The organism is Pseudomonas entomophila (assembly GCF_029478665.1).
GTDB classification, from domain to species: Bacteria; Pseudomonadota; Gammaproteobacteria; order Pseudomonadales; family Pseudomonadaceae; genus Aquipseudomonas; species Aquipseudomonas entomophila_F.
Genome location: NZ_JARPQB010000032.1, coordinates 43,403 through 57,262, shown reverse-complemented (window position 1 = coordinate 57,262; position 13,860 = coordinate 43,403). Strand labels below are relative to the sequence as shown.

9 protein-coding genes are annotated in these 13,860 nt (G+C 64.1%); 4 read left to right on the top strand and 5 right to left on the bottom strand.

Features of this window, described 5'->3' with window-relative positions; translation table 11 throughout:
- Window positions 1-842, top strand: an 842-nt coding sequence (locus tag P5705_RS17135) for a helix-turn-helix transcriptional regulator (protein WP_277462053.1), incomplete at its 5' end; no start/stop codon positions are given.
- A 91-nt stretch (window positions 843-933) separates the two neighbouring features.
- Here P5705_RS17135 and P5705_RS17130 read toward each other — a convergent pair.
- Entirely contained in the window at window positions 934-1,632 is a 699-nt protein-coding gene (locus P5705_RS17130; RefSeq protein WP_277462052.1) for a pirin family protein, read from the bottom strand.
- Window positions 1,633-1,818: 186 nt separating this feature from the next.
- Here P5705_RS17130 and P5705_RS17125 point away from each other — a divergent pair, with 186 nt between their 5' ends.
- Window positions 1,819-4,323 (top strand): UvrD-helicase domain-containing protein, encoded by a 2,505-nt coding sequence (locus P5705_RS17125; RefSeq protein WP_277462051.1) that lies wholly within the window; start codon window positions 1,819-1,821, stop codon window positions 4,321-4,323.
- Between the two features lies 1 nt (window position 4,324).
- Here the strand turns inward: P5705_RS17125 and P5705_RS17120 are convergent, their stop codons facing one another.
- Entirely contained in the window at window positions 4,325-9,340 is a 5,016-nt protein-coding gene (locus P5705_RS17120; protein ID WP_277462050.1) for a dermonecrotic toxin domain-containing protein, read from the bottom strand.
- Window positions 9,341-9,527: 187 nt separating this feature from the next.
- Between P5705_RS17120 and P5705_RS17115 the strand changes: the two genes are divergently transcribed.
- Complete coding sequence (locus P5705_RS17115) at window positions 9,528-10,307, top strand: alpha/beta fold hydrolase (RefSeq protein WP_277462049.1); 780 nt, start codon at window positions 9,528-9,530, stop codon at window positions 10,305-10,307.
- A gap of 174 nt (window positions 10,308-10,481) precedes the next feature.
- Window positions 10,482-12,161: an MFS transporter gene (locus tag P5705_RS17110; RefSeq protein WP_277462048.1), complete on the top strand. Its 1,680-nt coding sequence runs from the start codon at window positions 10,482-10,484 to the stop codon at window positions 12,159-12,161.
- 116 nt (window positions 12,162-12,277) lie between these two features.
- Here P5705_RS17110 and P5705_RS17105 read toward each other — a convergent pair whose 3' ends face one another.
- The 3 genes from P5705_RS17105 to P5705_RS17095 all read right to left on the bottom strand — a co-directional run bounded on the left by P5705_RS17105 (window position 12,278) and on the right by P5705_RS17095 (window position 13,688).
- Window positions 12,278-12,853, bottom strand: a complete 576-nt coding sequence (locus P5705_RS17105; RefSeq protein ID WP_277462047.1) for a hypothetical protein — start codon at window positions 12,851-12,853, stop codon at window positions 12,278-12,280.
- Between the two features lie 76 nt (window positions 12,854-12,929).
- The gene (locus P5705_RS17100) at window positions 12,930-13,316 is read right to left on the bottom strand and encodes a VOC family protein (protein WP_277462045.1); all 387 of its coding nucleotides are present in this window, start codon (window positions 13,314-13,316) and stop codon (window positions 12,930-12,932) included.
- 108 nt (window positions 13,317-13,424) lie between these two features.
- A complete protein-coding gene (locus tag P5705_RS17095) occupies window positions 13,425-13,688 on the bottom strand; it encodes a DUF1652 domain-containing protein (protein WP_277462044.1) in 264 nt (87 codons plus the stop codon).
- Between the last annotated feature and the right edge of the window lie 172 nt (window positions 13,689-13,860).

Here is a 13,860-nt window from a genome sequence, read left to right as displayed (position 1 = left end):
CCACCCACCCCCAAGCCAGCCTGAGCCACCGCAAGTTCGCCGAGCTGGACCTGTGCCGTATCAGCTATGGCGGCAGCGTGCGCGTCACTTCGCCAGCGCTGGAAACCATCTACCACCTGCAGGTGCTGCTCAACGGCAATTGCCTCTGGCGCGGTCGCCAGCGCGAGCACTACCTGGTACCGGGCGAGTTGCTGCTGATCAACCCGGACGACCCGGTGGACCTGACCTATTCCGAAGACTGCGAGAAGTTCATTCTCAAGGTGCCGGTGCGTCTGCTCGACTCGATCTGCGACGAGCAGCGCTGGCAGCGGCCCAGCGGTGGCGTGCGCTTTCTGCGCAACCATTACCGACTGGAAGAGCTGGACGGCTTCCTCGGCCTGCTGGGGATGGTCTGCAACGAAGCCGAGGTCAGCGATTCGCTGCCTCGGGTGCAGGGGCATTACAGCCAGATCGTCGCCAGCAAGCTGTTGACGCTGATGAGCACCAATGTGCGCCGAGAGTCGTTGGGCGGGGCGGGCCTGGAACGGATCCTGGGGTACATCGACGACAACCTGAAATTCGAGCTGAGCGCCGAAACCCTGGCCGAGCAGGCGAACCTGAGCGTGCGGTCGTTGTACGGGTTGTTCGATCGACACTTGGGGACCACACCCAAGCAGTACATTCGTCAGCGCAAGCTGGAGCAGGTGAGGGCATGCCTGGGCGATGCCCGTTGCGGCGTGCGCAGCGTGACCGAACTGGCGCTGGACTACGGCTTCCTGCACCTGGGGCGGTTCTCGGAAAGCTACCGGCAGCAGTTTGGCGAATTGCCATCGGAGACGTTCAGGCGACGGGACCTGCGGTAGAACGACGGATCTGTAGGAGCGGCTTCAGCCGCGATGCAGGCACCGCAGGGCCCGGATCGCGGCTGAAGCCGCTCCTACAGGGGGCGTCCTGTCAGGCCACGTCCACCAGCACGATCTCGCTGTCCTCGAGCGCGGTCACCGTCAACACGCTTTCCTGCTCGATCGCCACGCCATCGCGGGCCTTGGCCTGCAACCCATTCACCTCGATCAACCCCTTGGCCGGCACCAGATAGCCACGGCGCCCGGCGTCGAAGCGGTACTGGGCACTTTCTCCGGCACGCAAGGTGGCGGCCACCAGGCGGGCATCGGTGCGAATGCGCAGGCTGTCCTCGTCACCTTCGCGGCCGCTGGCCAGGGTCACGAAACCTTCGCCACGCTCACCTTTGGGGAATGGCCGGGTACCCCAGGACGGCGCGTCGCCGACCTTCTCCGGGATGATCCAGATCTGGAAGATACGGGTATCGACCTTCTCCAGGTTGTACTCGCTGTGGACGATGCCGCTGCCGGCACTCATCACCTGCACGTCGCCCGCTTCGGTACGGCCTTTGTTACCGAGGCTGTCCTGGTGGGTGATGGCGCCTTCACGGACATAAGTGATGATCTCCATGTCGCGGTGCGGGTGCGGTGGGAAACCACTGCCGGCAGCGATCAGGTCGTCGTTCCACACCCGCAGGTTGCCCCAGTGCACCCGTGCCGGGTCGTGGTACTCGGCGAACGAGAAGTGGTGGTGGGCATCGAGCCAGCCGTGGTTGGCATGGCCCAGGCTTTCGAACGGTCGCAGTTGCAGCATGATGATGCTCCTCTGATTCGGTGGAATGGGGCCATGATGCGCGGCTTAAAGATCGAAAAAAAGCGTAAATATCGGCTGGATATGATCAATTAAATAGATGTTAAAGATGCTGTACCGCATGCGATTCATCGCCTAATTCACTGATCCATAAGCATTCGCTGGCGCTTTGCAGCGGATGAGGCGAACATGCCTGCTGTTTCGATTTTCAATGGAGTGACCGTGTCTCACGAGCATCCCCAGGCTCCGGCCGACCTGACCCCCCCCGCCCAGTTGCCCTGGCTGCGCCGCCTCGCCGCACGCTTGCTGGGGCGTGGCCTGAGCCGCCTGCGGGCACAGCACCGCGACTCATGGTTCCTCGGCCATGCCGACGGCTTGCGCAACGGCCACGCCGATGGCCTGCGTGACGGCTACGAGCGTGGACGCGTGGAGGGTTACGAAGCCGGGCGTCAGGTGCTGGTGATCCGTGATAGCCGGCCTGACGGTTCGGCAGTGCCGGGCCGGGACGACAACCTGTTCGACGACTGGCGCCTGCCGTTGACGGCCGAGCTGAAGAAGCGTTTCAAGGCCGACGTGGCCCACCGCTTGCCAGCCGCTGCCCAGCCCAGCGCAGCGCAGTGGAAGCTGATCTTCAGTGACACGCCGTCCACCTGCGTGGTGGCGGGGGCCGGGGCCGGCAAGTCGACTTCGCTGGTGTTGCGTATCCTGCTGTTGCGCCATTACCTGGGTTTCGAGCTGGACGCCATGACCGTGGTGACCTTCACCCGCGAGTCGCGCAAGGATTTCATCCAGCGCCTGCTGCAGGTGTTCGCGCTGTGGCAGATCGAGCTGTCGCCCGTCCAGGGCCGTGAGCTGGTGCGTACCTTCCACTCGCGCATCCTGCCGCTGGTGCGCAGCTTGCCTGGGTTCGCCCAGGTGCGCGCGTTCGAGACCCTGGGCAGCGAGATGCCCGTCGGTGGTGAAGCCAATGCCGAGAGCAATCCCTTCGACCTGCGCCTGAACGATGCCCAGCGCCAGCAGCTCAACCTCTGCTACAGCGCGTTGCTGGCCGAAAGCCCTCGTTTCGCCGAGTTGATCGGCGTGCTGCGTCAGGAAGCCCTGTTGCTCAAGCCGCTGGACCCGGAGCACCCGGATGTGCAGAAGCGCGCGCAGGTCACGCAACTGGCGGCCCAGCGCGACGAGGAACTGTGCGATGTGATCGAGGACCTGTGGTTCGCCGCCGGCGCCTGGCCGATCAAGGGTATCGAGCCCTGCCGCGACACGCTGCAGATTCGCGGTAGCCGTTTCCATGTGCAAGGTCGCCTGGAAGGGTTGGATGCCTGGGTGGTCCTGGGCTTCGATCCGTCCGAGAGCGCCCAGTACCAGCGTCCCGGCGCCAAGCTGACGGTGCGGGCGGAGTGGGCGGTGAAGCGCACGCTGCTTCAAGCTTTCTGCGACAAACCTCTGATATGGCTGGATAACTACGCTTCGGCAAAACGCTTGGCGGCGTCGCTCGCTGGCGATGCCATGGCCGGGCCAGGCTTCGAGTACAAGGTCAAGGGGGAGCTGGCGGCATCGCCATTGCTCGACGCTTTCGTCACCGCCGCCAGCTTCATCGAGAACCTTGGGCTGGACGTCAATGCCGCCGTGGCCGCCATGAGTTTCCCCGGCGGTGACAGCGACGCGGCATTCTTCGAAGCCCTGGCGCTCTACTGGAAAGCCCTGGAGGCGCACCTGATGGCCCAGTCGCCACCGGTGATGACCTACAACCGCATGTTCGCCTTGTTCGGCGAAAACAATCCGGAGAACCTGGCGCTGTTGCCTGACCCGCTGCTGCGCCCGCTGGCGCACCTGATGATCGATGAGTTCCAGGATGTTTCGCCGCAGATCGTCAGCTGGCTGCGCGCCAGCCTGGCGGAGATTCGTCGTCGTGGCCCCGGCATGCACACTGGGCGTGCGGCCCAGCATGCGTCATTGATGTGCGTAGGGGACGATTGGCAGTCGATCTATGGCTGGCGCGGCAGCTCGCCGAAGTACTTCATGGAGTTCACCAAGGCATTCCCGTCGCCGTCGAACACCCGGGTGATGCTGGTGGAAAACTACCGCAGCCAGCAGCACATCATCGATGCCGCGGAACACCTGGTGAAGGGCGCAGCGGCGATTGCCGGCAAGAAGGCCCGAGCGAGCGGGCTGGCGGCCACGTTGCCGTTGTCGCCGGTGAAGGTCTTCGAACGGGACGAGGCGGCGTTGGCGCAGACCTTGATCGAACATTACGAACGCGGTGAAACAGTGATGATGTTGTTTCGAAAAAGTAGCGATAAGTTATTGATAGAAAAAGAATTAATGCATGTACTTAAGGTTGATTCTAGCTTGCCGCCAGCGCAGCGCCGCCTTCGTCAGCTCACTTACCACAGTGCCAAGGGGCTGCAAGCCGATGCCGTGTTCATGCTGGGGGACTGCCAGTACCTGACCAGCTCGCCCTACAAGAACCAGGTGTACCGACTGGCTGGCCTGGGCAAGCCAGGGGATGCGCAGGCGTTCGATACGGCGCAGAAGGAAGAAGTGCAGCGGCTGGCCTACGTGGCGGTCACGCGGGCGGTCAGGCACTGCTACTGGCATGTGGAAAAGCCTGGTGGCGAGGCAGCAGGGCAGCCTCGCGCGTCGAGCCAGGTGCAGGGGCGGCAGGCCTTCTTCGAAGACCTGCGTGGCCTGTAGGTCAGTTGTTGGGATCGCGGCGTGTGGTCAGTTTCAGGTAGAGGGCGTCCTCATCCTCCTCCAGGCCCAGCGCCATGCGGTTCATGCCCGCGACGTACTGGTCGCTGGCGATCTCCAGGCGCAATGGCTGGCCATCCTCGCCCAGCGGGCTGCGATGCAGTGCTTGTGACAGCGCATCGGCCACGGGGGGCTCCAGCGGCCCTTCCAGTTCATTTCCTTCCAGATAGTCCACGCCGACATCCCAGCGCTTCCTGAGGGCATCGAACCGGGCTCGATATTCCGAGCGCAGCAGGCGCCGCCAGGTCGGTTGCCGCGAGACCCACTGACGACGAGCCTGGGCGTCCTCGTCCCGTGTCTCGACTTCATCGCCGATGGCTTCCTCGGTCAAGGCCGAGATGTCGGCGGTGTCCCGGTACAGCATGTCGTGCTGAAGCGCGGGAAATTCGAGCGTGCGCGACAAGCCTGTGCGCAGGGCCATGCGCATTTCGATCAGGTCAAGCCCCTGGCCCAAGCCATTGAGCAGCACGTCGTCCGACACGGTGTCGAAACGATGCAGGGGGGGCACTGTCGGTCTCACGCCACGCTCGCCCACCGGCAAGGCGTGCCAGGCGTCCAGAGTGTGCAGGGCGTTGCGTCTGGCCAGGCGGGCGTTGAACAGTGTCTGGGCCAGTTCGTTGACCTGGTCGCGGCGGAACAGGCGACGGAAAAACTGGAACAGCGGTGCGGTGGCCACCTGTGCGCCGCCGGCCTCGTCGTAGGCCATGATCTCGATCTGCAGGGTGTCGAACGCATCGGCGCCGGCGTCGCCACAGGACACCGGAAACGCACTGGCGACCTGCTCCAGCCGTTTGCGCAGGCGGGTGCTGGCTGCGGCCCGCTCCAGCAGCGCCCAGACCTGGCGGGCGAACGCCTTGGGTTGGCGTCGGGCACTGGCGGACATGCCGACCTGTTCGACGACCTGGCGCAGGCTGGCATGCCCGTCTTCATCGAACAATGCTTTCCACGTCGTTTGCTGGGGTTCGGTCGCATGCTCCAGCCAGTTGATGCGCGGCGCTGTCGCAGGGGCGGGCGCAAGCGCCTGGCCTGTGGCTTCGGACAGCGGTTCGACTGATACGCCAGCCACCTCAAGGCCGCGGCGGGCGTTCTCGTCCAGTGGGTTGTGGTTGAATCGAAAGCGGTACTGGGAGCGTCTTCCCAGCAGTCCTTCCACGTAGGGGGATACCAGCAAGGCCGGCATGTCGGGCACCTGGTCGATACGGTTCATGCTCAGGTCGAGCTCGCGCAGCATGCTCGGTGTACGCTGCATCAAGCCGCTCAATCCAGCGGGCCAGCGTTCGAGCTGGCAGCTGTCCAGATGCAGGGTGGCGAGGTTGTCGAGGCCGGTCAGGTCGGGGCTGGTAACCAGTGGGTTGTTGCTCAGGCGCAATTCGCGAAGCTCACCCATATTGCGGAACTGGCTTGCCGTGTCTGCGTCCAGCACGATGCGGTTGGCACGCAGGTCCAGGGTTTCCAGGCGCAGCCCGGCCAGCATCTGCAGATCTTGTGGGGTGAGCGTAAGCCTGTTGCGAGGCAGGGAGAGGCTGCGCAGGTGTTGCAGTTGTGGCAGCACTTCGTTGGCCACGGCGGGCAGTTGCTCCATGCGCGTGCCGCTCAGCCGTAGTTCGCGCAGTTGTGGCGCGTTACGCAAGGCGCGCAGGAGGGAGGAGGTTCTGATCTGTGGGCTGCTTGTCACCTCGACCCGCCGTAACGATGGGAACGCTTGCAGAAAGTCGTTGGGCAGCTCGGTCACATTGAGATTCTCCAGCACCAGTTCGGTGATGTGGTCGAAACGCGCCGAAAGTGACGGCATTGCATCGAGTGCCAGGTTGGACAGGGTGAGCGTTTCTCCGTCCATTCGCTGCCAAGCGCGTATCAGCACATCGGACGCTCGGTTGTAGAACTGCCCGACTTCCTCGCCCCAGTCGTTGGCCCCCGTGCTTGCCCAGTCCTTCAGCTGTTGGCGCAGTCCATCCAGCTGTGTGCGTAGCGCCTGGATCTGTTCGGTCGCATTGCCCCTGGCACGCAGGGTGGTGAGCAACTGGCGCAGCTCACGGTCGGCCAGGCCCGGGTACAGCGCGTGCAGTTCGCGTTCGGCCCTGGAGGCGAAAATGCCGGGGCTCAAGGGGTAGCCAACACGCCCATCGCCCAGGCGTAACGGTGAGCGAAAACCCTTGGGCAGCGGTTGCTGGCCGATCAGGCGGGCGGCGCGTGGGCGATCGGCCAATGCGGCGTGGTAGCACTGCTCGGTCGTCCACTGTGGATGTTTGGCGAGGAGGCCTGCACGGATGCTCTGGGTGTCGGCGTTTGCCAGGCTGCTTCGGTACAGGCCGAGGATGGCTCGGTCCAGGCGTGCGTGGGCTTGCATCAGGCGGGCTTCCTCAGCGATGCGCAAGGGCACGCGGTCGGCGAGCAGGGTTTCCCGTTCGCGGGTATTGGCCTGGCCAGCCAGCTCCTCCAGCGCTTGCCTGGGCAAGCTCGGGAACTGTCGGCCGAGGGGGGCGGTAGAAGGCCATGCGGCTTCGGATGTGCTGTTGTAGAAACTGTCGAACAGCGACTGACGCTTCGACGCGAGCTGGTCGGCCATCAGTGTCTGCAGCGCCTGTTGGCGGTGCGCGGTATCGGTACCCTCGGGCAGCAGTGCGTTGACCGCGTCCTCGTCCAGATGCTCGAGGACGATGCGTGCCAGATCGCCATTGTCCAGATCGGTCCGAGTCAGCGGGATCACCGTGTCACCCAACCAGTTGCGTCCATAGCGCGTCGCGCTTCCCATTGGCTCGGTGCCGTCGAACACTTCCAGCACGACATCTTCGGGCCAGCCGGACAGTTCGCCCAGCGCGGTGGCGGCGAACTGCTTGTAGGCAGCCAGCGGGCTGCCCGCACGGGTACGAGCGATGATGTCGTCAGCGGTTGTGTCGGCTTCAAGTCGTCGCAGGGCGTCTTCGAGCAGCGCCGGAGGGCGCCGGCCATCGGCATGCAATTGCTCGAGCACGCCACGGTCCAGCGCCGTGCTGTCGAGTGCGGCGAGCAGGTCTTCGTCCTTCAACCCCTTGCTGAGTGGGCCGAGGCGGCGCATCAATGTGACGCGGCTCCAGTCTTGTGGGCGTTCGTGCTTCATTCGCCAGGCCCCTTTACCGTTACCCTCGATTCGTGGCTGATAAGCCTGCGGATCGTTCGGGTGCACGATGCGCCAGTGGCCCTCGGCATCCCGGGCAACTTCGTGGACGTCGTCGCCCAGCTCGATGAAGTGTCGCCCGTCATGGGCAAGGATGCCTTCGGCGTCTGGCAGCAGGCCCTCAGGCAGCGCGACCGGGCTGCGGTATTGTTCGAGCTGCGGATGCCACAGGCGTTGCTCGCCGTCGACCCAGATGCTGTTCATCCAGTCGACGAAACCGGAGGCTTTCGCCAACTTGGCGGCACCTGCGATGACGATGACGCTGCCGAGATTGACCAGCAGCGACTCAACCTGCGCCACCGCTTCGGCGTTGTTTCCTTCGGACCAGGCTTCGAAACCATGGAAGATGCTCGCCATCACCTGAGCGGCATTCACGGCCAGCATGACCGCGTCGAGGCCCGGGACGAACACGGCGGCGACGTTGAGTAGCGTCAGGCCGCGTTCGGCCCAGTGCGCCAGGCGCTCGGCCCTTGCCTTGGCGTCCATGTCCGCCGTCGGAACCGCGATCCCACGGGCATCAGCCTGCAGGCGCTGAACATGGGCATTGAAGAGTTTGGGCCAGACGGGGAAGGCGATTGACACTTCATGCACCGCCAGCGCCGGGAAGCGGACGGGCCGCGGCGCGTCATCTTGCTCGTGCGCCTCGTCGACCACCTGCCCTTGCCAGGGATGCACGCCGGGTTCAGTTTCGCCAAAAGCGGGTGAAGGCAGTTCGAGGGGGAACATATGGGAATGGGGTTTTTCGAACAGCCTGGCCGTCAGCTTCCTGGCCATCTCCGGGCGATCCTTCAGCGCGACATGCTCAAGGAAGCGTTCACGAAAGGCGGGCTCCAGCAGGCGAAGGCGCATATACCTGCCCAGGGCCAGCAAGCTGGCGAACTCTTGCACCGGATGTTCGTCATCGAAAGGCAGATAGGCGATATAGGGTGGCGTCGTTACGCCTGTGGGTGTCAACAGGAGCAGATCGTGCACCTGGAAGTCGAGCAGGGTCAGGGTCCGCGCCACGATGGGGTGGGTGCCGTAACGAGGCACGGTATCCGTGACACAGAACTGGCGAAGCGCCTGGTAACCGGCGTCGCTGAGTTTGCCCCGCAAATGCGCGATCACGCACTTCACTGCCAGTTCGTCGCGCCGGGCCTGGACCCATGCTGGCTGCACCTGGGCCTTGCGGTCACCGCCATACAAGCTTTGCAGGTGGGCCTGGTAGCGTTGGCCCAGGTCCAGCGTGCGGCAGCGGCTCACGAACTGGCTGGTGCTCAGGCCGGGCAGCTCGGTGCTGTCCGTGATGCTGGCCTGCAAGGTACTGAACGAGCCGACCTCGGGCATGCCCTCGAAGTTGTGCAGGGCGGCCTCCAGCAGGCTGGTGAGGGTCGCGCTGCCGGTCGGCTGCTCGATGAACGTCAGCGGGCGAGGGGTGGAGTGCGAGGCATCGGGGTCGGGAAAGTCGCCTTCCTGATGTGAAGTGAAGGGTTGGAAGCGGAATTGTGCGTCTGTCACGGGGACCGTCAAGCCGAGTTCCGCCTGCAGCAGGGGTTGGCAAAACTCGGTGATACCGCGCAGGCCTTTGAGCGCCTTGGCCAATGCCTTGTGGCTGGTGGTCCGGCGATGGATGGCATTGCGCAGGTCGATTTGCTGCTCGGGGGTGGCCTGCGTGAACCATTCCGGGAATTGGCCTTCTGCGTTGACATGCTCGGCATGAGCGCGCCGCAGTAGCCTGCTGGCGTGTGTGTGATGAAGGTGTTTCGTCCAGCCCGGCAAGCTGTCCAGGATCTGCTGCTGGTGATAGGGGGGATCGATGCTGTACATGGCAGTGCTCCGATAGAGGTAGGCGGCCATTCAACAGCAGTGGGTGCTGGCAGGCGTGGTACATATGCAATCCGGATCGCACTGAAGGGGCACCACCCGGGGCGCACCCCGTGGCAATGCACGATGGGCTTTACGCTGTTGGCGGTTTAGGATGGCGACTCGCCCATTGCCCGGCGCGGGAGCCAGCATGACCGACACCACGGTACAGCAACATTGGATCGACCTGCCTGATGGGCGGCTGTATGCCCGCAGCTGGCTACCGGCGATGGAGCGGGGCGCACCCATCATCCTGTTGCACGATTCGCTCGGTTGCGTGGCGCTTTGGCGTGACTTCCCCGCCTGTCTTGCCCAGGCCACCGGCCACAGGGTTATCGCATACGACCGCCTGGGCTTCGGCCAGTCTGACGCCAACCTGGGGCAACTGCGCCTGGGCTTCGTCGAGGCGGAGGCCCACCAGGGGTTCGCCGCGGTGCGCCACCAGTTGGGCATCGAACAGTTCGTGGTCTTTGGCCATAGCGTCGGTGGTGGCATGGCCATCGCGTGTGCCGCGGCCCATGCAGATGACTGCCGGGGCCTGATCACTGAATCCGCCCAGGCGTTCGCCGAGCCACGCACGCTCGAAGGCATTCGCGCCGCCGCACGGCAGTTTACAGAGCCTGCGCAACTACAACGGTTGCAGCGCTACCACGGCGACAAGGCCGAATGGGTGCTGCGCGCCTGGATCGACAACTGGCTGTCGGCGGACTTTGCCGATTGGAACCTCGACGGCGTGCTGGCGCAGGTGCGCTGCCCGTTGCTCAGTCTGCATGGTGACAATGATGAGTTCGGCAGCCTTGCCCATCCCGAACGCTTCGTTCGGTTGGCCGCAGGCCCACGTCGACAGACGATCCTCGAGGGTTGCGGGCATGTGCCGCACCGCGAGCAGATGCCGCGCGTGCTGGACGAGGTCGTCCGTTTCCTGGCCTGAAAGCGGGACGCGCTGGCTATCCCGACAAAGCCGATTATGCTTCAGGTGACCTTGCCGCGATCCGAGGCCTGCCTCGCCGTGCTTCGCGCAACCGGTAAAGCCCTGGGGCCTGGGTGCGTGCGCTTCATTCTGTTTGGGACACTCCGGCCCGCGACAACCTGACGGAGGCGACCCATGGCGGTCCTCGACAGCGCATCCACGGGCAGTAGCGCGCCCCAACGTGGTATCACCCGGGAGGAGCGCAAGGTCATCTTCGCCTCTTCACTGGGTACCGTGTTCGAATGGTACGACTTCTACCTGTACGGCTCGCTGGCGGCGATCATCGCCAAGCACTTCTTTGCCGGCGTCAATGAAACCACCGCGTTCATCTTTGCCTTGCTGGCCTTTGCCGCAGGCTTCGCGGTACGGCCGTTCGGCGCCATCGTGTTCGGCCGCCTGGGGGACATGATCGGGCGCAAGTACACCTTCCTCATCACCATCGTCATCATGGGCCTGTCCACCGCGGTGGTGGGTATCCTGCCGAGCTATGCGGCGATTGGCGTGGCCGCGCCGGTCATCCTCATCACCTTGCGCTTGTTGCAAGGGCTGGCACTGGGCGGCGAGTACGGCGGCGCGGCCACTTATGTGGCCGAACATGCGCCGAAGGGCCGGCGCGGATTCTTCACCGCGTGGATCCAGACCACCGCCACACTTGGGCTGTTCCTGTCGTTGCTGGTGATCCTGGCCTGCCGCACGGCGATGGGTACCGAGGCCTTTGAAGACTGGGGCTGGCGTATCCCGTTCCTGCTGTCGATCCTGCTGCTGGCCATCTCGGTGTACATCCGCATGCAACTCAACGAGTCGCCGGTGTTCATGAAGATGAAAGCCGAGGGCAAGGCGTCGAAAGCGCCGCTCACCGAGTCGTTCGCCCGCTGGGACAATCTCAAGGTGGTGATCATGTCGCTGCTCGGCGGCACCGCCGGCCAGGCGGTGGTGTGGTACACCGGGCAGTTCTACGCGTTGTTCTTCCTGCTGCAGATGCTCAAGATCGACCCGCAGACCGCCAACCTGCTGATTGCCGGCTCTTTGTTGATCGGTACGCCGTTCTTCATCTTCTTCGGCAGCCTGTCGGACCGCATCGGGCGCAAGCCGATCATCATGGCCGGCTGCATCATCGCGGCGCTGACCTATTTCCCGATCTTCAAGGGGCTCACCGAGTACGGCAACCCGGACGTGTTCGTCGCCCAGGAGCAGAACCCGGTGGTGGTGGTGGCCGACCCCGGGCAATGCGCGTTCCAGTTCGACCCGGTGGGCAAGGCCCGTTTCACCAGTTCCTGTGACATCGCCAAGAGCCTGCTGGCCAAGCGCGCCATCCCCTACGAAAACCGGGCAGCCGAGCCCGGCAGCGTCGCCCAGGTGCGCATTGGTGAGCGGGTGTTGCCGAGCTTCGATGGTCGCAGCCTGGCGGCGGCGGACTTCAAGGCACAGAGCGATGCCTTCACCGCCAGCCTCGGGGCTGCGCTGAAGGAAGCCGGCTACCCGGAAAAAGCCGACCCGGCGAAGATCCACTACCCGATGGTGCTGTTGCTGCTGACCATCCTGGTGATCTACGTGACCATGGTCTACGGCCCGATCGCCGCGTGGCTGGTGGAGTTGTTCCCGGCGCGTATCCGCTACACCTCGATGTCGTTGCCGTACCACATCGGCAACGGCTGGTTCGGCGGCTTCCTGCCCACCGTGGCGTTCGCCATGGTGGCGGCGACCGGGGATATCTACTACGGCCTGTGGTACCCGATCGTGATCGCGGTGATGACGGCGGTGCTGGGGATCTTCTTCCTGCCGGAGACCAAGGACAGGGATATTCATCACACCTGATATCCCTTGATTTGGCAGGCCCCCTGTAGGAGCGGCTTCAGCCGCGATCACCCGCAAAACGGGTGCCAGGCACCGCGTCGTCTGCATCGCGGCCAAAGCCGCTCCTACCCCTGTACTCAGTCGAAGTACCCGCGCAGGCCATAGCGGTAGCCAGTGTCGGCCCCGGCCCCGGCCCCGGAGCGAGGACCGAGGGTTTTCGTCAACACGAACTCGAACGCCGGTTCGTACAACCCATCCCGCACCACGGCACCCGCCAGTACGTCCACCTCATACCAGCCATTGTCCAGCTCGATGATCGGCCGCCCCGGCTCCTGGTAGCGCGCCAGCAGGTCGCCCATGGTCTTGCGGGTGAAGTGCTGCAGCACGCGCCAGGTGAACAGCATCAAGGCGCGGTTTTCGACCCGCAGCAGATGGCCCTTGCGATGGTGCTTGAGGCGGCTGCCGGGCTCGAGCAGGGCCGGGGTGCCACCGTCGAGGCTGAAAACGATGCGATAGGGCAGGTTGTCGATACCGGCCAGGGGCAGGATCACGCCTTCGCGCACCGCCTGGTCGCCACTCTCGCCTTGGGTGAAGGCCCGGGCCAGGTCGTCGGGAAGGTCATGTTCATCCTTGAAGTGTTCGAGCAGTTGGATATCACCGAGAAGAAAGTAGTCGACCAGGTCGTTGAGAACTTCGCTGAACTCGTAGCGCATGGGTTTTCCTTGTTGTGACTGCGCTGGGTGAAGTCAGCAATGTAGAGGGCGCGCACGCGCGCCGCCAGCCATTTTCTCAGTGCCGCTGGGCGATCTGGATCAGGTTGCCGCAGGTGTCGTCGAACACAGCTACCGTTACCGGCCCGGCCACCGTCGGTGGCTGAGTGAAGTGCACACCTGCGGCGCACAGGCGGATGTACTCGGCCTGGATATCGCGAACGCCGAATGACGTGGCGGGAATGCCGTCCTGCTTGAGGGCGGTCTTGTAGGCTTTTGCCGCCGGGTGGACATCCGGTTCGAGCAACAGTTCGACGCCGTTGGGGTCGTTGGGGGAGGTGAAGGTGAGCCAGCGGTGCTTGCCCATCGGGATATCGTGCTTGGGTTGGAAACCCAGTACGTGGTGATAGAACGCCTGGGCCTTGGCCTGGTCGTCGACGAGAATGCTGGTGACCACGATCTTCATAGGCTCACACCAGGGTGAAGGGGTGTAACAGCAAGTAAAGACGTTGCCAGGTTTTTGGCCAGCGCGACACCACGGCCATTCCGGTCGTTCGCAAGTGGGTGTTTGAGATCAGACAGCGTCGTGCAGCGAGCTGCCGACCAGATCGAAGGTTTCCAGCTCGGCTTCCACGGCTTCGATGATGCGCTCGACGTCGGCGGCGGCCATGATCGCCGTGCAGGGGATGCCGGCGATGGCCAGCAGCGTCACGCCCGTGGCCCGGTCGAAGAGCCGGGCAACCATGCTGCGGGGTGCGTCCATGCTGGCTTCGAACCCTAGTGGGTGAAAATGCCAACGCATCACCTGGCAGGCGTTGGGGAACGTCATCTTGTTCATGCCAGCCTCCTTGTTCGTACCTGAACGCGGTGATTGAAATGGCCGTGCCTGGCCGTCGGGAATTAACCATAGCACCTGCCATGGCAGTGTTCCCTGGAAAATATGGCAAATGTGCTAATGCATGATGGTGGTCACACTGCTGTCATCGCGACCGGTCGGCGGGCGTCGAGCA